Here is a 19,070-nt window from a genome sequence, read left to right as displayed (position 1 = left end):
TTCAAGCAGCTGTTAAATCCCGGATGGCTTACATCCATCCTGAGAGAACGCTTCTGAACTGATTTCGCAACTGCTCCTGCGCATTAACGTCGCAACTGAGCAACTCTATGAAAATGAACCCCAGGGCATGGTTTAGCCACTCCCGAATTCTGGCAAAAAAAAGCGAACGATCGCCGCTTGCCGCTAACGATCCTGCTGGTGAGGGGGCGGTACGATCGGAGTTGTTTTCAACATCTCAGATGGAACGTTACGGTCAAAAGTTGGCACGTGCCCATAAATTATCTCCGGATAAGCTTCCCTACTACCTTCTCAAAAGGCTTGGCAATAATGAGGCCGCTATCACGCAGAACTGCTACGAGCTCAACTCAGGTATAAAAGCGAGTATTATGCCTGCCGGGGAGTGGTTGTTGGACAATTACTACCTTATTGAGGAGCAAATTCGCATCGTTCGCCAACACTTGCCGAAAAGCTTCGGCAAAGGTCTCCCATCCCTGATATCGCCTCAGAATTGTCCGCGAATTTATGATATTGCATCAGAAGCCATTGCGCACGGCGATGGCCGCTGGGACACTGCCAGCCTGACCAGCTATATCACGGCCTACCAACAGGTCACCCCACTGACGTTGGGCGAAGTTTGGGCCCTACCGGGCATGCTGCGCCTGGCTCTGATTGAAAATCTTCGCCGCATCAGCATGGAAGTCGTAAAGGCTCAGCGGGAACGAAACCTGGCAGATGCGTGGATAACAAGAATTTTCGAATGTGCAGAGAATGCTCCCGCTGACTTAATCATGGTGGTCGCCGACATGGCGCGCTCACGTCCTCCGTTGAGCAGTGCATTTGTCGCGGAGTTAGTACGGCGTCTGCAAGGGCATGGCAATGCGGTGTCGTTGCCTCTGACCTGGGTTGACCAGTGCCTGGCGGAACAGGGGGTCACAACCGAGGCACTGATTCATCGCTTCAATCAACAGCTCGCTGCCAGTCAGCTTTCAGTCAGTAACAGTATCGCTGGGTTGCGTTTACTGAGCGAAACGAACTGGGCTGATTTCGCTGAGGCGATAAGCGCCGTTGAACAGGTATTACGCCGTGATCCTGCCGGTATTTATCCCCAAATGCACTTTGATACTCGGGATCATTATCGCCACGTCATTGAGATTTTGGCCAGAGATAGCGGTCTCAGTGAGCCTGAGGTAGCCAGCCGGTTACTGGCTCTTACCAGGGAGAACGCTCCCGACACATCGAAGTCCCACATTGGCTATTATCTGGTAGGCGAAGGTCGAGAGAAGTTGGAAATTCATCTGCTGGCTGACACCTCAACGTTTATACGCCTGCGGCACAGTTTCAACAGAATATCCCTGCTGTCATGGCTTGGCAGCCTGAGTTTGTTGACCACAGCAACGGTGGCCGGGGTATTGCATGAAACTGCGCAGCAAGGAACGTATTGGCTGCCGATCGTTGTGGCATTGCCTCTTGTCATTGCTGTTAGCCAATTAGCAAGTGATCTGCTCAGCGATGCCACCACTCGTTTTCGAATCCCCCGCCCATTACCGAGGATGGACTTTTCAGCCGGTATTCCCGTAGATAGTGCAGCCATGATCGTCATCCCTTGCATGCTGACAAGTCACGAAAGCTTCAGCAAACTTCTCACCAGTCTCGAAGTATGTTGGCTGGGGAATCAAAGCGAAAACATCTGTTTCGCTCTGCTCACCGATTTTGCCGATGCAGAAAATAAACAAGCGCCTGCAGACAAAGCCCTCCTCAGACAGGCGATCACCGATATGCAGGCGCTTAACCGCCGCTATCCATCCCGACACCCTCGTTTTTATCTGCTGCACCGGCAGCCTGAATGGAACCCTTCTCAGCGGACCTGGATGGGTTATGAACGTAAGCGGGGCAAACTGGCGTTGTTAAACGACTGGCTACGCCATCCTGCGGCGCAATTTGTCAGCGTTGCAGACATGCCTGCTCATCTTTTACCGGGCTATATAAAATATGTCATTACGCTGGACAGCGACACGGTGCTGCCGCGCGATACGGTACACAAGCTGGTCGCGACGATGGCGCATCCGCTGAATAAGCCAGAGTATGATCCGGTACGCCAGAGGGTGGTCAAAGGATTCGGCATTCTACAGCCCGGACTGGCGGAGGCGATGCCGCATAATGGCCAGGGGCGATACGCGGCCATGCGCAGCAGCGCACCTGGCAATAACCCCTATTCCATGATGTCTTCCGATATCTACCAGGATCTCTTTGGGGAAGGATCGTTCGTGGGCAAGGGGATTTATGATGTCGATACCTTTGTTCAAGCCACGGCCAACGTTTGTCCTGAAAATCTGGTTCTCAGCCATGATTTACTGGAAGGGTGCTACGCGCGTTCGGGGCTGCTGAGTGAAGTTTTACTCTACGAACAGTACCCCAATAATTACCTTTCGGATGTGGCACGCCGCTCACGCTGGATCCGGGGTGACTGGCAACTGCTGAACTGGTTGAAACTGCGCGTCAGAAAAGCGGATGGAAGCCGGGATAAGAATCCTCTATCCGCACTCTCTTACTGGAAACTGTTTGATAATTTGCGCCGCAGTCTCGTCGCCCCCTCTTTACTGATATTGCTGTTCTTGACACTGCTTTGGGTGCCTAATCCGGTTTATTGGCTTGGCGTGCTGGCGCTGATATGGCTGTTACCTGCGATGCTGAGCATCCTCTATGATCTGCTGCATAAGCCCCTTCGCCGCCACCTGAAACCGCATTTGTTGCTGGTAGCTTCAGGGGCGCTGAAGCGTCTGTCAGGCATCGGGCTTAATTTTGCGATACTGCCGCACGAAGCCGGATATTCATTGTATGCGATTATCGTGACGCTATGGCGTCTGGGCGTTAGCCAGCGCAATCTCAGCCAGTGGGTCAGCCATCGTCCGGACGACAATCAGGCCAGAACTTCGGTTGGCCGTTTCTACCAGGCTATGTGGCTGAACGTCGCTGGCGGAGTGGCACTCACCATTCTGACAGTACATATTGCGCCGCAGCTGCTGGCGATCGCTTTGCCGGTCAGTGTGTTATGGTGCCTGGCTCCCCTGCTGATGAAAGGGTTGAGCCGCCAACCCGTTCGTAAGGCCTTTTCGCCGAACCAAGAGCAAAAACGACTGCTACGCCAGACAAGCCGTGAAATCTGGGCATTTTTTGAGACCTTTGCCACGGCGCAAGAGAACTGGCTTCCGCCTGACAACTATCAGGAAATACCGCAACCGACAGTGGCTCACCGTACTTCTCCTACCAATATTGGCCTTTCCCTGCTGGCCAATCTGACGGCCTGGGACTTTGGTTATCTTTCCGGCGGGGAGGTACTGCAGCGCGTCTCGCTAACGCTTGATACGCTGGACAAAATGGAACACTACCGGGGACATCTCTATAACTGGTACGACACCCGTACGCTGGCACCGCTCAGCCCACGCTACGTTTCAAGTGTCGACAGTGGCAATATGGCGGGTCATTTACTGACATTGCGTGAAGGGCTATCTGCCATGCGCCATCAGCCTGTTTTAAACATCGAACATATGCTGGCCGGGCTGAACGATACGCTGGATATTCTGGAGAAACATTGGGGCTCAAGCGCGCCTACCGCTTTGCGGCTACTGCGCAAACACTGCCAAAGTGCGGTGTCACTGTCTCCGCCAGCGCTTTTCAGCGAACTGAAAAAAATGCGCACTCAGTGCAACCACCTGACAACGCAATGTCATCAAGACTCCCACCTTCAGGTACGCTGGACAAAACATCTGGAAAATCAGCTGGTGCAGCTTGGTCATGAATGGTCGCTACTACTCGACTGGTTGCCAGCGTCCTGGAACAAACAGACGCTGCCGACGCTGAACTGGTTGGCCCGTGCGACATTTACCGGTGAAGGAACGCCTCCGGCGTCCGTGACGGCGCAAGCTCAAATGCGGCTGAAAATTATCGCCGAGCTTGAACAACGGCTGAATGACCATGCTCGGATGGATTTCGCCTTTCTGTACAGTGAGGCAACCAGTCTGCTCAGTGTCGGTTACAACTGTGACACGAATACGTCAGACAAAAGCCATTACGATCTTTTCCCATCTGAAATCCGACTGACCAGTTTCCTCGCCATTGCGGCGAATCAGTTGCCACTCAAAAGCTGGTACGCGCTGGGGAGGTTGTTCACCACCATAGACAATGAAACTGCCCTGATGTCATGGAGCGGTTCGATGTTTGAATACCTGATGCCTAATCTGGTGATGCCCACGTGGCCAGGCAGTCTGCTTGATGAGATGAGCCAGTCGGCGGTGATGCGCCAGATACACTGGGGTAAAGAGCGTGGGGTGCCTTGGGGGGTATCAGAGTCTGGCTATCATGCTTTTGATGTTCAGCAAAATTATCAGTATCAGGCATTTGGCGTGCCAGGGCTCGGTCTGCGTCGGGGACTTGCCGATGATATGGTGGTTGCCCCTTACGCCACCCTGCTGGCGCTGATGGTCTCACCGCAAAAAGCGTGTGAAAACCTGTTCCGATTGCAAAAAAATGGCGCACAGGGTGAGTATGGCTTCTATGAAGCGCTGGATTATACCCCTTCACGCCTCGCAACCGGTCAACTGTATGCGGTAGTGCAATCCTGGATGGCACATCATCAAGGCATGGCATTTCAGGCGCTCGCCCACGTGCTGCTTGACGCCCCCATGACTGAGCGATTTATGTCCAGCACGCTCTTCCAGTCAGCGAGTTTGTTGTTACAGGAGCGCGTGCCGGATGCGGTCGATCTCTACAGCCCGCGCCGTCATTTTGAATCTCATGAAGGAAGGGTCAAACCCGCTCGCTATGAACCTCGTATTTTCAACGGGGTGGACACCCCGGTTCCGGAAATTCAGCTGTTGTCCAACAGCCATTATCATCTGATGTTGACGGCTGGCGGGGGAGGCTACAGTCGCTGGAATAATATTGCCCTAACGCGCTGGCGAAGTGATACCACCCGGGATAACTGGGGAACGTTCTGCTATATCCGCGATATGCAGACGGGTGAGATATGGAGCAATACCTGGCAACCGACAGGCAACGCTATCGGGCTCGACGAAGAAGTGATATTTACCGATGCGGGGGCGGAATTCAGGCGCACCTTCGGGACGCTCAGCGTCAAAACCCAGGTTGTTGTCTCCCCGGAGGATGATATTGAACTACGACGGATCACCCTGGTGCACCGGGGCCGCCAGCCGCGCTCCCTGGAACTGACAACCTACGCCGAAGTGGTACTGGCGTCTGATGCCAGCGATCTGGCACACCCAGCGTTCAGCAATTTGTTTATCCAGACCGAGCTTGATCCTGAACGTGACGCTATCCTCTGCCACCGGCGCCCGCGCTCGCCGGATGAGTCGAGCCCTTGCCTGTTTCACATGATGGTGGTGCATGGCGGTCACCATAAGAGCGTCTCGTTTGAAACAGACAGGGCAGAGTTCCTTGGACGAGGCAGAAGCCCAGCCGATGCTCGGGCCATCGAGGAAGGCGGAGCGCTCAGCAACACATCGGGCTCAGTGTTGGATCCTATACTGGCGATACGTCACGCCATCATCCTGCAGCCTGGGCAACCGGTTACGATTGATATCGTTTATGGCATTAGTGAAAGCCGCCAGCAAAGCCTGGCATTGCTCGAAAAATATCGCGACTATCCTATCGCTGACCGCGTGTTTGAACTGGCGTGGTCGCATAGTCTGGTGGTATTACGTCAGATGAACGCCAGTGAAGATGATGCCACCTTGTTTAATCGTCTTGCCAGCGCAGTACTTTATCCCAGTCAGGAGTTGCGTGCCGAGGGCCAAACCATCAGCCATAATCGGCGTGGTCAGTCCGGCCTGTGGGGCTGGGCAATCTCAGGTGATCTGCCGATAGTGCTGCTCAGCATTTCCAGCGAGGAAGGCGTCGCCTCCGTCACCACCCTGATTCAGGCACACCGATACTGGCGGCTGAAAGGGCTGGAGGTGGACTTGGTGATCTTGAATAACAGCCCAGGGGGATACCAGCAGGGATTGCAAAATCAGATTATGGATTTAATTTATGCCGGGTCAGAAGCCAGTCTGCTGGATAAAACGGGCGGCCTTTTTGTGCGTAATGGCGAGCACCTCACCACTGAGGATAAGCTGCTGCTGATGAGCGTGGCTTGTCTTTACCTCGATGACCGTGCGGGTGGAATTAATGAACAGCTTAACCAGCGTATTCACACCCCAAAACCTCCGGCCAGACCGTTGATTCCGCATATTGTTTCGGAGAGTAACCAACATACCGATTGGGCCCCCGATACCAGCCAGTTGCGCCATTTCAATGGGTACGGCGGATTTTCTCATGACGGCCGGGAATATCAGATTGTGCTCCGGGAAAATGAGTCAACGCCCGCCCCTTGGGCAAATGTACTGGCGAATGCCCGTTTTGGCAGTGTGATTTCGGATGCGGGGCAGGCCTATAGCTGGTATGAGAATGCCCATGAATTCAGGTTAACGCCGTGGGAGAACGATCCTGTGAGCGATCGTAGCGGTGAGGCGTATTACCTGCGTGATGAAGAGAGTGGTGAGTGCTGGTCACCGACGATTTTACCTACGCGCGGACAAGGGGATTATCTGACACGCCATGGTTTTGGCTACAGCGTATTTGCCCATCGGGAGAGTGGTATAGACAGTGAGCTGACGGTATTTGTTGCCGAAGAGACCCCGGTTAAACTTGCAATCCTGACGCTCAGTAACAATTCGGGACGCACTCGTAAACTGTCCGTCACGGGCTACGTGGAGTGGACGCTCGGAGAGTCACGAACTCGCTCCGCCCCTCATATCGTGACACATGCTGCCAGTATCCCTGGCGGTTGCGGTGTGATGGCAAATAACTTTTATGGTGACAACGGTGGCGAGCGCACTGCATTTTTTGCCGTCAGCGGTAATTATTGTTCGTTGATGGGAGATCGCCGGGAGTTTATTGGCCGTAACGGTTCGTTGCGCAGCCCATCCACCATGAAACTGCGCAGACTCTCGGGTAAAACCGGCGCCGGCCTCGATCCCTGTGGAGCCGTCCAGTCAGCGGCTACATTTATTGACGGGGACCAGAGAACGTTTATTTTTGTCCTTGGCGCGGCAGATAATCATGCCCAGGCTCAGGAGATGCTTACCCGCTATCTCAATGAGGATGCGGCCCGCCTGGAGCTGAACCGCGTTCACCACTACTGGCACCATGTGCTCGATAAAATCGTGGTTAATACGCCTGATACATCTGTGAATTTGCTGGTCAACGGCTGGCTGTTATACCAGACCGTAGCCTGTCGCCTTATGGCTCGCAGTGGTTACTACCAGTCCGGCGGTGCATTTGGTTTTCGCGATCAGTTGCAGGATACGCTGGCACTGAGTCATGCCGATCCGAACCGAATGCGCGAACAGATAATGCTGTGCGCATCACGGCAATTTATCGAAGGAGATGTGCAACACTGGTGGCACCCTCCACACGGCAGCGGGGTTCGTACCCGCTGTTCTGATGACTACCTGTGGCTTCCGCTTGCCGTTTGCCACTATGTGGAAACGACGGGGGATATGAATGTGCTGGAGATGCGCATACCGTATCTGGAAGGTCGCCTGCTCCAGCCCGGTGAAGAGTCTATCTATGACACGCCGGTCGTCAGCGGCACCGAAGAGACATTGTGGTTACACTGCGTCAAAGCGATTCAACATGGACTGAGGTTCGGTGAGCATGGCCTGCCGCTGATGGGGGCAGGTGACTGGAATGACGGGATGAACCGGGTTGGTATCGAAGGCAGAGGTGAAAGCGTCTGGCTGGGTTTCTTCCTGTATGACATTTTGCAGCGGTTTGCCGCACTGGCAGAGCGCAGGCAGGATGACAGTATCGCCTTGATGTGTCGTTCGCAGGCCTTACACCTGCAAAACAATCTCGAAACCCACGCCTGGGATGGCGAATGGTACCGGCGCGGTTATTTTGACGATGGTACTCCCCTGGGATCGAAAGCCTCGCAGGACTGCCGGATAGATGCGATTGCGCAGAGCTGGTCTGTATTGTCCGGGGCTGCCAGCACGGGACGGTGCGCACAGGCCATGCAGGCGCTGGATAAGCACCTGGTAGATAACGATGGCGGGTTGATAAGGCTGTTAACACCACCATTCGATGGTCATGGACCTAACCCGGGTTACATCCAGGGTTATCTGCCCGGCGTGCGGGAAAATGGGGGGCAGTATACACATGGCGCCATCTGGGCCGTTATGGCATTTGCACGGATGGGAAATGCAGAACGCGCCTGGCAACTCTGGTCAATGATCAACCCGATAAATCATACCCTTAATGCAGGCTCGGTCGGGATTTATAAGGCTGAGCCTTATGTCATGAGTGCTGATGTCTATAGTGTCGCTCCCCATACCGGACGAGCGGGATGGAGCTGGTATACCGGTTCCGCAGGCTGGGCCTACCGCTTACTTACCGAGGAATTTCTGGGTATAAAACGCTCCGGTGCTATCTTTACTGTCCATGCCAGATTGCCGGATGAGTGGCCCTCTTTTTCGATGTCATATCAACATGGTGAAAGCCAGTATCAGATTATGGTTTCACGCGGAGAGGGAGAGTATCGTGTCACACTGGATGGCATCGTACTGCCTGGCGACAACATTCCTTTGCGGGATGATGGGAAAAATCATACGGTTGAAATTATTCAAAACTGATACTGCCTTAAAAGGCACATTAAAGCCTGCCGTTAATGCGCTGATTGTCCCTGAGAACTTCGATTGCGGTTTGCATTACGACTTTATCATCTCGTCTTTTCTGTTTGAGTTGCATTACTTGGAGGTATTCAAGCAACGTTCGGGTGTTAATCGGCCTGCCTTGTTTTCCCACGGCCAGCACCGCCTCACCAAGGATAATTTTCACTGGGGGTAACTGTGCAGGGTACCAGTCAAGGGTGTCTTCTGATTTCATTATAAATTTCTCATGGAAGGGTATTATATCACAAAATATTACTTTGTTGCTTGGTTCTGCTCTCATAGCTCAAGAATAAAGAGAAACCGTATACTATATGGATAGTTAAAGCCAATGCCTCCCTGCTGAGTTTATGAATGTGATTAATGCATTTCGAGTTGTAAAAAACGTAATAAGGCTAATGAAATATCCAGAAGAATAATGACAAGGATGATTGCAACCACTATGCGCCGACTAATTTATATTTTGAATCTAAACACAACACCATTGTCTAAGCAGTATGTAGTGCTAAAGACATAGTTTTATTTATACATTACAACCTATATATTTAATCTTCGGGTCGAGTTAAGGAAAAACATGTCACAACATTTTACAAAGGCTTTACTCCATCCCCGTTACTGGATTACCTGGTTTGGGCTAGGTTTGCTCTGGATTATCGTCCAACTTCCCTATCCGGCACTGCATTTATTAGGTTCTACTCTGGGGAGGTCATCCAGACCTTTTCTTAAAAGGCGCAGGCGCATTGCCGACAAAAATATAGAGCTCTGTTTCCCGGAAATGACAACAAAAGCACGGGATCAGCTGGTCAGAAAAAATTTTGTTTCCTTGGGGTTAGGGTTGATGGAAACTGGTATGGCTTGGTTTTGGAGTGATGCCAGGGTGAGGAAATGGTTTGAGGTTGAAGGTATTGAAAATCTAACGAAAGCTACCCGAGGCGTGATGGTTTTAGGCGTTCACTTCATGTCCCTTGAATTATGCGGAAGAGTTATGGGGGTATGCCATCCAATGATGGCTACTTACCGTCCACACAATAATCTGCTTATGGAATGGATACAAACTAAAGGTCGAATGCGCTCAAACAAAGCAATGATTAATCGACGCAATCTACTTGGGTTTGTCCGGGCACTGAAAGCCGGCGAGGCTGTTTGGTTTGCACCTGATCAGGATTATGGGCCTGAGGGTAGTGTTTTTGCGCCTTTCTTCTGCGTTAAAAATGCAGCCACTACGAACGGAACTTTTGTTCTATCGAAACTCGCAAGAGCAGACTTGATTACTTTGAGTATGATCCGACTTAGTAATAAAAAGGGCTATCGTATGTTTATCAGTTCTCCGCTTTTAGATTATCCCAAAGGTGATGAGATTATAGCAGCAAACTACATAAATAAAATTATCGAAAAGGAAATCTGCCGAGCCCCCGAACAATATCTATGGATGCATCGTAGGTTTAAGACTCGGCCTGAAGGAGAGCTTTCTGTTTATAAATGAATTATCCGCTAAATCACACAATATAGCATCAGATCGCCTTATATTTTCGAGGTTTACAAAACACTCTGTTTATGTGACCTCTAATAGATATAAAAATCACTACCGCGATTAATCTCACACACAATCAATGCCTTGCAAGCGTGTTGATTTAACTAAAATCGGCAATGAGCACTAATTATTTTAGGAAGGAACATCCTCACCATAAATTAAAATTCAGTTTATTATTTTTAATATACTTATAGGTAAGTAATTTTTATACCAATCGTAGTCTGCTGAGATTCAGGCACAAAAAAACCGGCCTGAGCCGGTTTTGGGAGCGCTTGTCGTTATGATATTGGCCGTTCAGCGGCCGATAGGATGCCCTGGTGTTGCTGCATGTATTCGGGTCACTGCCACTATAGGCGGCGCGGCGATTGAGCGTCCAATGGGTTCGGCAGATCAATAATGGCCTATTGATCGGCTCGGTCGATCGACCCGCTCATCGTCACACCGCCCCGCACTTAGGCAGCCAGTCCGCTTCGCACTCGTCACTCAATATCAGATTGGTTTGTATTCCCTGCTTGGTGCGGCGTTTCAGCAGCGTATGCTCATACTCTTTCAGCGTCTGCGGCACCGCCTGGCCGAACGCCGTCAGGTTCATCACGTGCTGATAGCCCCGTGCCGCCATAAACGATAGGTAGGCGTGATACAGGTAGCGGCGTGGATTCGGCGGGGTGATGTTGGCGTTGCCGATCATCATCCCTTCCGGGGTACCCAGCACCGTCAGGTAACCACAAAAATCGACCAGCGGATCGGCATGCCGTTTGATTTCCAGGGCTTCCGCCGAACTCTGCTGCGCCTGGAGCAGTGCACGCGCATCATTCGGGTTGGCGAAGCGCTGCATCAGGTGACGCACAATCACGGCCAGCTCTTCGGTGATCTTCGCCAGCAGCAACGGATCGCGCTCTTCGGGGGCGATAGCCTCCGGGAACGGCAAAATAACCCGGCGGCGCGAAATGCCGCCGCTGCGGTCGCTGAACTGCATGGGGTTGTTGTTCACCGCCAAAATCACCGCCGGAATGTGCGCCGCGTAGGCGTCGCGGTATTTCGGGTCGATGGCGACGGCATCGCCACCGGTGATGGCCTTGATACCGGCGCCGTCACCACTCCACTTCTCCTGGTCGGGCAGGATAATCAGCGAGAAGCCGACCACGCTGGCACGTTCGCGCGCCGACTCCAGGTTGTCGATGGTGGCCGAGGTGGTGTTGTCCGCCCCGGCCAACAGGCGGGCGATGGCCGCCATTACGCTCTTGCCGCTGCCGCCGGGGCCGGTCACTTCGAGGAACAGCTGCCAGTCATAGCGGTTGGCCAGCACCATAAAAAGTGCCGCGAGAATGCGCTCCTGCTTGTCGTGATTGCCCCCGGCGGCCCGCGTCAGCCATTGCCAGAAGTGCGGCGCATGGTCGGCCAGGTTCTCCCCGGCACGCGGCGGCGTGTAGTCCACGCTGTTGACGGTGCGCAGCCAGTGTTCCTGGCGGTGGGCGCTAAACTGCCCGCTGACGGTATCAAACACCCCGTTACGAAAGCCTATCAACCGGCGGGCCGGGTCGCCCATCTGCGGCACCATCAGTTTGAGGGTATCCAAAATGCTGTTGATACCCGCAGCGGAGAACGGCGCACGCACCTTCTGGAACAGCGCGGCAATCTCCCGGCTCAGCTGTCGGTGTGGCAGCACCTGCCAGGCACCACGCGTATAGCGGCACAGCTCTTCCCCTACCGGCGGCACCGCCAGGGTGTTGCCGTAGTGCTCGGCCAGCAGCTCGGCCTTCTCGCTGGCGCTCATGGCTTTCAGATCGGCATCGCTCAGCGTGTCGAACGGGCTCGGCTGCGGCGGCTGGCTGAACGTCTGGAGCTGCGCGCGCGTGGACTCAGCGCCCTGCTGACAGTAGACATCGTTCCAGTCGCCTTCCGTGGGCGGCAGTGCCGGAGTGCCGCAGCTACGTGTGGCCGCCTCGGCGGCGCGGGTCTGCCCAGTGCCGCTGCGGTCATTATCGGCCGCCAGCAGCAACCGTGCGTCCGGGTAGTGGCTGCGCAGCTGCTGCGCCACGGCCGCCAGGTTGTTGGCATTGAGCGCCACGCACACCGTCTCACCGGTCAGGCGGTGCACGGTGAGGCCGGTGGCGTAGCCTTCCGTGAGCCAGATAACCGCGTTGTCCGGGCCGCAGAGGGTATGGCAGACGGCTTTCACCTGCCCGCCTGCCAGCATGCGCTTGTCCCCGCTGGCGTTAATCAGCTGCACGTTAACCACCTCGCCCCCGGCATTGAGCAGCGGCAATAACAGGTCGCCGGGCTGGAAGGTGATACCGCCAACGCGCAGCGGCTGGCCCTGCAAGGTCAGGGTGTCCACCTCCGGACAGCCTTTGGCGCTCAGATAGGCGTTGCCGGTCTGGGACTGCGCGGCAGCCACCAGAGCCTGTGCCTGTCGCGCGGCCTTGCGCTGGGCCTCAGCCTTGTCTTGTGGTGAATGACCGGCCTCAGCGGCCGGTGGCAAAGTGCTGGCATTATCCCCCATCACGGCAGCCACCTGTTCGGCAGCGGCCCGGGCAGACAACGACAGGGCTTTTTCCACCAGGTTGAGGCCGTCACCGGCCCCGCACTGATTACAAAACCAGGTGCCGCGTCCGCCCTGGTTGTCGAAGCGGAAGCGGTCTTTACCGCCGCAGGTTGGACACGGCTGCGGCTTGCCGTTCGGCTGCAAGGCAATGCCGAGCGCCGGGAGTATCACCGGCCAGTGGCCGGTGGCGGTGCGTACGGTCTGGGAAACGAACTGGGCGCTCATCCTTTCTCTCCTCAGTGTACGGTCGCGTTCTGTGCCGCCGACAGGCGCTCGCAGCACAGTTCGTCCATCATCTTTTGCCCCAGCGCGGTCAGGCGCGGCGCCGCCACCAGAACGTCCGGCTGCACCATGTCGCTCAACATCGTGCACGCCATGTCCATGCCATCCTCTGCGCCGTACTGCCGCACAAAATGTCCCTCCAGGCGCAGGGCAATCGTCATCTGCAGCTCGTCCAGCGTGTAACCCAGGCTCACCCGGTAAAAGGCGCAGGTGTCCAGATAGGCCTGCGCCACGGCGCGACGGAAAACGGCGGTACGGACTTCAATCGGTAAACAGGATGAGGTATTCATGCGGTGGTGGCCTCCATGCGGGCAAGGATTTGGGTTTCACAGGTGTTGACGACGTGGCCGAGTTGGTCGGTCAGCAAGGCAATGACCGAGGCAAACGACGCCTATTGCGTGGCATCGGGGCGCTGCCCGCCGAGGTCGAGGGTGTCCAGCAGGTCGAGGAACAGCACGCCGGTGGCGTGCGCATGCTGGAGACGCAGAAAGTCGGCGTGCGGGATAGGGTAATGGGTGTCGCGGTAGTAGCGGTCGGCCAGGGTGTTCATGCCACCGCCTTAACCGGCAGACGACCGGCAAAGGACAACACGTAATCACGGGCCAGCACGCGGCGGGCGTTGTGCTCAGAATCCGCCACGGTGCGCACCATACGGGGCGAAGCCGTCAGCGCAGAACGGCGTACGGCCGCAAACAGGAAACAGAATGTAGGGTGAGTCGGGGTGAGGGTCGTAGCCATGGTGGCAGCCTCCTTAGAGTAAAGGTTATTGCTACCACCGAAGTTTCCACGCTTATGGGTGGTAGCCCAGACGGGGGTGGAAATACCGGCCTCTAAGAATACCGGCCTGACCGAAGTCAGCCCCGCCTGAGCCACCATTGATTGACTACTGCGATAGCATAACATCCACCGCGCAAAAAATGAGCGAGCAAAGGCTGCGACATAAAAAAACACGCCTGGCGCGTGTTGTGTCGCCTTAGAGTTACTCGGGTTTCCACGCCCGGCTGCCGATTTTGCGACAGCGGGAGGACTATAGCGCAGGGCCGGACGTGGGGGCAAGCCGTAAGACGCCCCCGGACGTTCAATCGATCGCATAGTGATCAACAGTCGGTCAATTGGTCGTTGCGGGTATCGGCAGCCGCGCAGGTCAGCGGCACCGGCCCGGCACGGAACAGGCGCGGCTCAGCCTGGCGACTCGCCAGACGGATAACGCCGTGCTTTTCGCTACGGTGCTCCGGCAAGACGACGCCAGGCTCTTTACGCTGCAACAGGATAGCTTCCGCCACAAACAGCGCGTCGCGCTCATCGAGGGTGAAATGCTGGCGACCCAAGGTTAACTGCATCATACGGCGGCCCCCTGGTGACGGTTGGCGATACGTTCGTCCATCCACTGCTCGACCTCGGAGGCCAGCCAGGCGACGTTTTTACCGCCGAGGGAGACCTGGGCAGGGAACTGCTTACGGCTCATCATCTCGTACACGGTGGAGCGGGACAGGCCGGTGGTGTAGAGCACTTCCGGCAAGCGGATAAAGCGCTCACGCGGGGTGTAACCGCCAGGAATAACCGGCAACGGGGTGGATGGAGTGGGAGTGGAAACGGTCAACATAAAACGCTACCTCTTTGTGTCCGGCCAACGCTGGTCGGGACTGTGTGAACTTCGGTAGCGCCCTATTATGTGAATATTTACCGGGGTGGCAACAAGGTGTTGTTGTGTGGTGGAACAGATTTTATGCTTACTTTTCAATCAAGTGGACAACGTTGGCCAATATTGGCCTTTATTGGCATTTATTGACCTTTGTTGGCAAACCGGACGAAAAGCCTGAGCGATGAATGGGCGGTTGATTAATAGGGAAAAACCGCCAAATACCGCTAGCCAGGGAAAAGGTCGTTTTGGGCCGGGTGAACAGTGGTGAACACCGGGTGAAGAGTTTAGCGAGAACTATTCACCATCTTATTTACTGATTTATCTATATTTTTTATTTAGGTGAACAGTAGTGAATAGTTTTAGTTAAAACTAAAAATGGCCTGATGATTTTCTCATCAGTACTCAAGGCTTTTGTCCTGGGGACAGTCCAACCGGGATGAATGGCGATGTTGTACGGCGGTCAGCAGAATAGCTTCACATTGACTGACGCCGGAGACACGACCATGAGCACCACCGCCTTACCGAAATACATCACCGATAAACTGCAAGCCCTGCGTGACGCTCGCGCCGCTCACGACAAAAACTACCAGGCGTTGACCGACGTCGTGACAGGCATTGCCCGCTGCCACCAACAGAAGAAAGACACCGAAGTGCAGAGCCAGAGCCAGGAGGCAGAAAGCCAGTGGCGCACCCTGTTTCGCAAACTGCGCGGAGAAATGACGCCGGAACTGCAAGCGCAGCACCGCAGTCGGATTTCCAAGCGGGAGTTGGGGAAAGAGTTCGACGGCTTGATTGAGGAGATGGAGCTGGACAGAATGCAGCTTCACCTCAGCTGCGGCGGCACAGCCCCGAAGATGGTGAACGCGCACAAAGACGCCCTCACAACCTTCGCTGACCATGCAATGGGCCAAGCCGTGGATGCGCTGAGCCAGGCGCTTATCAGCCCTGAGATTGTCAAGGCCTGCGCGCTGGCGAAAAAGGCTTATAGCGTTTATGGGGATGACCCGGTGAAAGCGATTGAACAACAGCTGCTGGGAACGCTGCGGGGCCATATTAACACTGCCACGGCAATGCAAAATATCGATCACCCGGTGCTGAATGAGATTGGCCTGACGATACCGGAACAAACCGGCGTATTGCGGGAGCGACAAAGATGCCCGATGCAAGGGGTAGCAGAATTGGCGCAAAAACGTCAATGCTTGCAGCAGAAAGGGGCCAAATCATGATGCGCTGTCCGTTGTGCACTCATGCATCCTATACTCGCACCAGTCGCTATATCACGGAGCGGACGAAAGAAGCCTATTACCAATGTCAAAGCCTGACCTGTTCTTGCACATTCAAGACGGTGGAAAGCGTCGATAAAATCCTGTGCCAGCCGATACAGGCGCAACCGGTCGATGAGAACGCCTTGCCACCGCCGGAGAAAAGGACGTTGAACCGCTATCGCCGCTACAACAGCAATCATACCCTGCACTAATCACACTCCGCCCCGCCGCTCTCGGCAGCATCGCGGGGCATTCCCCTTCCGCCTCGCCCAAAACAGCCTTTTTCCTGGCTAGCCAGCCTCAAATTGCGCGTGCATGCATAGGGTGCATGATTTTGCATGCACGAAAATGCACTTTTCATCCCCTGCCGCACCAGTACTGGCGCGGCCTGCGGCCGTTCATGCAACTGCATGAAAAGCGACACATGAAGTGCGTAGGCGAGGCGGGGGAAGTATTGCGCGCTCATCAAATTGTTACCGTTCTCAAAAACAAGCCGACACTCAGTTCGCAATAATATTAGTTACCACCAACAGCTGTGATAAAAGTTATATTCCTAGCACGTCTTTGATTTCCCTGAGTCTAAATCCAGGGATATTTTTAGCATTCAGATCTTTCTTTGATAAAAAGTCGATCAATTCCTCAGGCGAAGAATCCCCCCGGAAATTAAATTTATTTTTTAGAAACAGAGCAGTACTTCGTGAAAGGCCAAGCGACATTAGGTTCAACTCTATTGGATTGCATGAGCCAAACTCAAGGTAAGCACTGATATTCTCTACTTTTTCAGCCTTATCTTTTTCCCCTTTCGAAATCAGAACAAATACAAGTGTTTCTCTATATACTTTCAAATAACGGACAAGATTATATCTAACTTGATTTTCAAGTGTATTAAGAACATCCCTAATAAGGGATGAGGTTTTTCTTCTTATTTTATCGACAGGCGCGCCATTACTAATCAAATCAGACAACTCACTAGAACTTCTAATTTTATAATTAATCATTGACCTTAGCGAGTGCGAAGTCATCCATTGGTGAGCCATAACACTTATTAACTTTGCATACTGTAATGTAACAGGCCAAGAGAATATATCAATGATAATCTCAATAGCTCGATCCACCCTCGCCTTCCCTCCTTTTTGATAAGGACTAAGAAGAATATAATCATCTAAGTTATCCAGTTGAACAAAATAATCATAGAGCCTTTGAATATAATCAGGCCGCGTCCCTAAATTTAATTTAATTAATTCTTCTGGAATGGTTATCTTCATTCTCCTGACTTTATCATAGTTATATTCCAACATTTCATGAACTTCCTCTCCGTTCAATTCAGAAAAATAAGGCAGCTGAAAACCGTCCCTTTTTACCTCATGATAAAAGCGAGCAAACGCCACGTCAGCCAGCTCTTTATCATCAGTTGGCGAATATATATTATCAATAGCATTGGATATAATTCCACCACCATCCACCATAACTTTTGACATGGCGGAACTTATAGTTTGAAGTGGCTCACCCTCAAAAGATTTCTTATCCCAAATATTGCTTCGAATACACCAAACGTTGCCATGAAATTCATATTTCAATCTACCTGCTCTACCAGCAAGGTTGAGAAAATCAGCCCTAGACATTGGCTCATCCCCACTGTGAGGATTTTCTAAAATAAGATGTTTAGCGGGTAGATTAACACCTTGAAGCAATGTGCTTGTACATACAATAAATCTGATATCACCCCGTTTGAAAAAATATTCAATACCATTTCTTATTATTGATGGCATATTCCCATAGTGAAAGGCAACTCTCGATCTCAAACAAGTAATCAATGTATATTGCTCATGCATTTCTTCTTTAATAGAAGATATAAACTCGTCGAAATCATCTTCCAGTAGCGTTTCACTAAGAACCTCTGCTATGTTAATAGCAACACTCTCTGCATTTGATGGTGTATTTTCAAATACAATTACGGCCCCTCCCGAGCGAGATATAAACTCAGCTAATTTTGCTTTCTGAACGCTCCGATTTCCACGCAAAATAAAATCTAACTTATACACTCCTAAATCAATAACTCTATCTTCAGAATTCAAGCTTATACTAACAGCCTTAGTATTATTTCTCACTTGATTGACAAGCAGTATATTTTGTGTAACAGGTGAAATTGTTTCGATAAATGATTGGCCATTCTGACGCCATCTGAATATTGAGAAAAAATACTCAGGGTTACTAATCAAAGGACTAGAGAACATAACTTGCATATCAGGATGTCTTTCAAGCGCTAATTCAACAGCATTCTGTAGAATTATCCCTCTCTTTCCCTTTTGTATTTCATGAGCCTCATCAACAAGCAACGTATCTATGTGAAAATGGCTATTACCATAAGAGTTAGAAAGTAAGCTAACGAGCCTTTCCTGTGTCAACACGTATATCAAACCTTGTTCTACATTGTCGATATCTATTACTTCTGGCGCAGTTCTTATAATAACATCATTGAGATTCGACTGCTTACATTCATAACGAAATCTATTAGAAACCTCACTAATTAAAGCTCGAGTTGGAACAACATAAACAATGCACTCCTTTTTATAAACTTTAATTTTATCAATAACTGCGAGTGAAAGAATAAATGACTTACCTGCAGATGTTGGTGCCGATATACTAAGATAATTGTTTTTCTTCAATGCATTAAATAGTTTACACTGAAAGTCCGTTAACACCACTTCGTTATATGTATTCTCTGCTTCACGACCTAGACGCTCAAGCGAAAGGGATAAGTTTAGCGCAGGAGATTCCCCATTATTATACTTATCTCTTAATAGTCCCCTTCCGGGAAAATTACCAATTCTAGATAAAATAAGATCGCAAGCCGCAATGACACTTACATCGTACTGCCCATTAATCTCTAATATTCTGCTTACAATATCATATGCTTTTTTTATATCAGATTCACTCTCTGATAAAGATAATATAGAAGAAATAGATAGTAACTGATAAATATTAGCTGCACTTATCTTCAAATCATTATCCACTCCAAGAATACTATTAACACTAACCTTAACAAGCTTGGAGTATATTCCGTTAGTTTCAAACATAA

The 19,070-nt window shown here is 52.1% G+C and carries 11 protein-coding genes and 1 pseudogene; 4 read left to right on the top strand and 8 right to left on the bottom strand.

The features are described from left to right. The first annotated feature begins 107 nt into the window (after positions 1 to 107). Entirely contained in the window at positions 108 to 8,690 is an 8,583-nt protein-coding gene (locus ACJ8PN_RS24280; protein WP_442535298.1) for a GH36-type glycosyl hydrolase domain-containing protein, read from the top strand. A 19-nt stretch (positions 8,691 to 8,709) separates the two neighbouring features. On the opposite strand, the gene ACJ8PN_RS24275 is transcribed toward ACJ8PN_RS24280, so the two are convergent. Continuing rightward, positions 8,710 to 8,943 (bottom strand): hypothetical protein, encoded by a 234-nt coding sequence (locus ACJ8PN_RS24275; protein WP_016929262.1) that lies wholly within the window; start codon positions 8,941 to 8,943, stop codon positions 8,710 to 8,712. A 357-nt stretch (positions 8,944 to 9,300) separates the two neighbouring features. Between ACJ8PN_RS24275 and lpxP the strand changes: the two genes are divergently transcribed. Continuing rightward, positions 9,301 to 10,209, top strand: a complete 909-nt coding sequence (lpxP, locus tag ACJ8PN_RS24270; RefSeq protein WP_164025239.1) for a kdo(2)-lipid IV(A) palmitoleoyltransferase — start codon at positions 9,301 to 9,303, stop codon at positions 10,207 to 10,209. A gap of 484 nt (positions 10,210 to 10,693) precedes the next feature. Here lpxP and ACJ8PN_RS24265 read toward each other — a convergent pair whose 3' ends face one another. The 6 genes and pseudogenes from ACJ8PN_RS24265 to ACJ8PN_RS24240 form a co-directional block, all read right to left on the bottom strand. Further along, a complete protein-coding gene (locus ACJ8PN_RS24265; protein WP_164025241.1) occupies positions 10,694 to 13,027 on the bottom strand; it encodes a primase-like DNA-binding domain-containing protein in 2,334 nt (777 codons plus the stop codon). 11 nt (positions 13,028 to 13,038) lie between these two features. After that, a complete protein-coding gene (locus ACJ8PN_RS24260; RefSeq protein WP_033631431.1) occupies positions 13,039 to 13,374 on the bottom strand; it encodes a DUF5375 family protein in 336 nt (111 codons plus the stop codon). After that, positions 13,371 to 13,634 (bottom strand): annotated as a pseudogene (locus tag ACJ8PN_RS24255) (hypothetical protein). Before ACJ8PN_RS24255 ends, ACJ8PN_RS24260 begins: the two are co-directional and overlap by 4 nt. Continuing rightward, positions 13,631 to 14,176 carry a host cell division inhibitor Icd-like protein gene (locus tag ACJ8PN_RS24250; RefSeq protein ID WP_089181486.1) on the bottom strand — a complete coding sequence of 182 codons (546 nt, stop codon included), beginning with the start codon at positions 14,174 to 14,176 and terminating at the stop codon, positions 13,631 to 13,633. Before ACJ8PN_RS24250 ends, ACJ8PN_RS24255 begins: the two are co-directional and overlap by 4 nt. Positions 14,177 to 14,181: 5 nt before the next feature. Further along, on the bottom strand, positions 14,182 to 14,427 hold the full coding sequence (locus ACJ8PN_RS24245) for a hypothetical protein (protein WP_016929809.1): 246 nt from the start codon (positions 14,425 to 14,427) through the stop codon (positions 14,182 to 14,184). Continuing rightward, positions 14,424 to 14,687 carry a helix-turn-helix transcriptional regulator gene (locus tag ACJ8PN_RS24240; protein WP_028127905.1) on the bottom strand — a complete coding sequence of 88 codons (264 nt, stop codon included), beginning with the start codon at positions 14,685 to 14,687 and terminating at the stop codon, positions 14,424 to 14,426. The genes ACJ8PN_RS24245 and ACJ8PN_RS24240 overlap by 4 nt, the downstream gene beginning before the upstream one ends. 542 nt (positions 14,688 to 15,229) lie before the next feature. Between ACJ8PN_RS24240 and ACJ8PN_RS24235 the strand changes: the two genes are divergently transcribed. Together ACJ8PN_RS24235 and ACJ8PN_RS24230 are read left to right on the top strand one after the other, a co-directional pair. Beyond that, positions 15,230 to 15,952 carry an NAD-dependent aldehyde dehydrogenase gene (locus ACJ8PN_RS24235; RefSeq protein ID WP_164025243.1) on the top strand — a complete coding sequence of 241 codons (723 nt, stop codon included), beginning with the start codon at positions 15,230 to 15,232 and terminating at the stop codon, positions 15,950 to 15,952. Beyond that, a complete protein-coding gene (locus tag ACJ8PN_RS24230) occupies positions 15,949 to 16,203 on the top strand; it encodes an ogr/Delta-like zinc finger family protein (RefSeq protein WP_047569899.1) in 255 nt (84 codons plus the stop codon). The genes ACJ8PN_RS24235 and ACJ8PN_RS24230 overlap by 4 nt, the downstream gene beginning before the upstream one ends. 333 nt (positions 16,204 to 16,536) lie before the next feature. Here the strand turns inward: ACJ8PN_RS24230 and ACJ8PN_RS24225 are convergent, their stop codons facing one another. Continuing rightward, positions 16,537 to 19,068: a DEAD/DEAH box helicase gene (locus ACJ8PN_RS24225; protein WP_164025245.1), complete on the bottom strand. Its 2,532-nt coding sequence runs from the start codon at positions 19,066 to 19,068 to the stop codon at positions 16,537 to 16,539. Positions 19,069 to 19,070 lie beyond the last annotated feature (2 nt).

This window comes from Serratia sp. CY76391 (assembly GCF_052166695.1).
GTDB classification, from domain to species: Bacteria; Pseudomonadota; Gammaproteobacteria; order Enterobacterales; family Enterobacteriaceae; genus Serratia; species Serratia nematodiphila.
The sequence above is the reverse complement of the archived record's forward strand: the minus strand, read 5'-3'. Positions and strand labels throughout refer to the sequence as shown.

Excerpts from the sequence above, each read along its gene's own strand:
- ACJ8PN_RS24235 (WP_164025243.1), top strand. The coding sequence starts at position 15,230 with ATGAGCACCACCGCCTTACCGAAATACATCACCGATAAACTGCAAGCC.
- lpxP (WP_164025239.1), top strand. The coding sequence starts at position 9,301 with ATGTCACAACATTTTACAAAGGCTTTACTCCATCCCCGTTACTGGATT.
- ACJ8PN_RS24230 (WP_047569899.1), top strand. The coding sequence starts at position 15,949 with ATGATGCGCTGTCCGTTGTGCACTCATGCATCCTATACTCGCACCAGT.
- ACJ8PN_RS24265 (WP_164025241.1), bottom strand. The coding sequence starts at position 13,027 with ATGAGCGCCCAGTTCGTTTCCCAGACCGTACGCACCGCCACCGGCCAC.
- ACJ8PN_RS24240 (WP_028127905.1), bottom strand. The coding sequence starts at position 14,687 with ATGTTGACCGTTTCCACTCCCACTCCATCCACCCCGTTGCCGGTTATT.
- ACJ8PN_RS24245 (WP_016929809.1), bottom strand. The coding sequence starts at position 14,427 with ATGATGCAGTTAACCTTGGGTCGCCAGCATTTCACCCTCGATGAGCGC.
- ACJ8PN_RS24260 (WP_033631431.1), bottom strand. The coding sequence starts at position 13,374 with ATGAATACCTCATCCTGTTTACCGATTGAAGTCCGTACCGCCGTTTTC.
- ACJ8PN_RS24275 (WP_016929262.1), bottom strand. The coding sequence starts at position 8,943 with ATGAAATCAGAAGACACCCTTGACTGGTACCCTGCACAGTTACCCCCA.
- ACJ8PN_RS24250 (WP_089181486.1), bottom strand. The coding sequence starts at position 14,176 with ATGCGATCGATTGAACGTCCGGGGGCGTCTTACGGCTTGCCCCCACGT.
- ACJ8PN_RS24225 (WP_164025245.1), bottom strand. The coding sequence starts at position 19,068 with ATGTTTGAAACTAACGGAATATACTCCAAGCTTGTTAAGGTTAGTGTT.
- ACJ8PN_RS24280 (WP_442535298.1), top strand. The coding sequence starts at position 108 with ATGAAAATGAACCCCAGGGCATGGTTTAGCCACTCCCGAATTCTGGCA.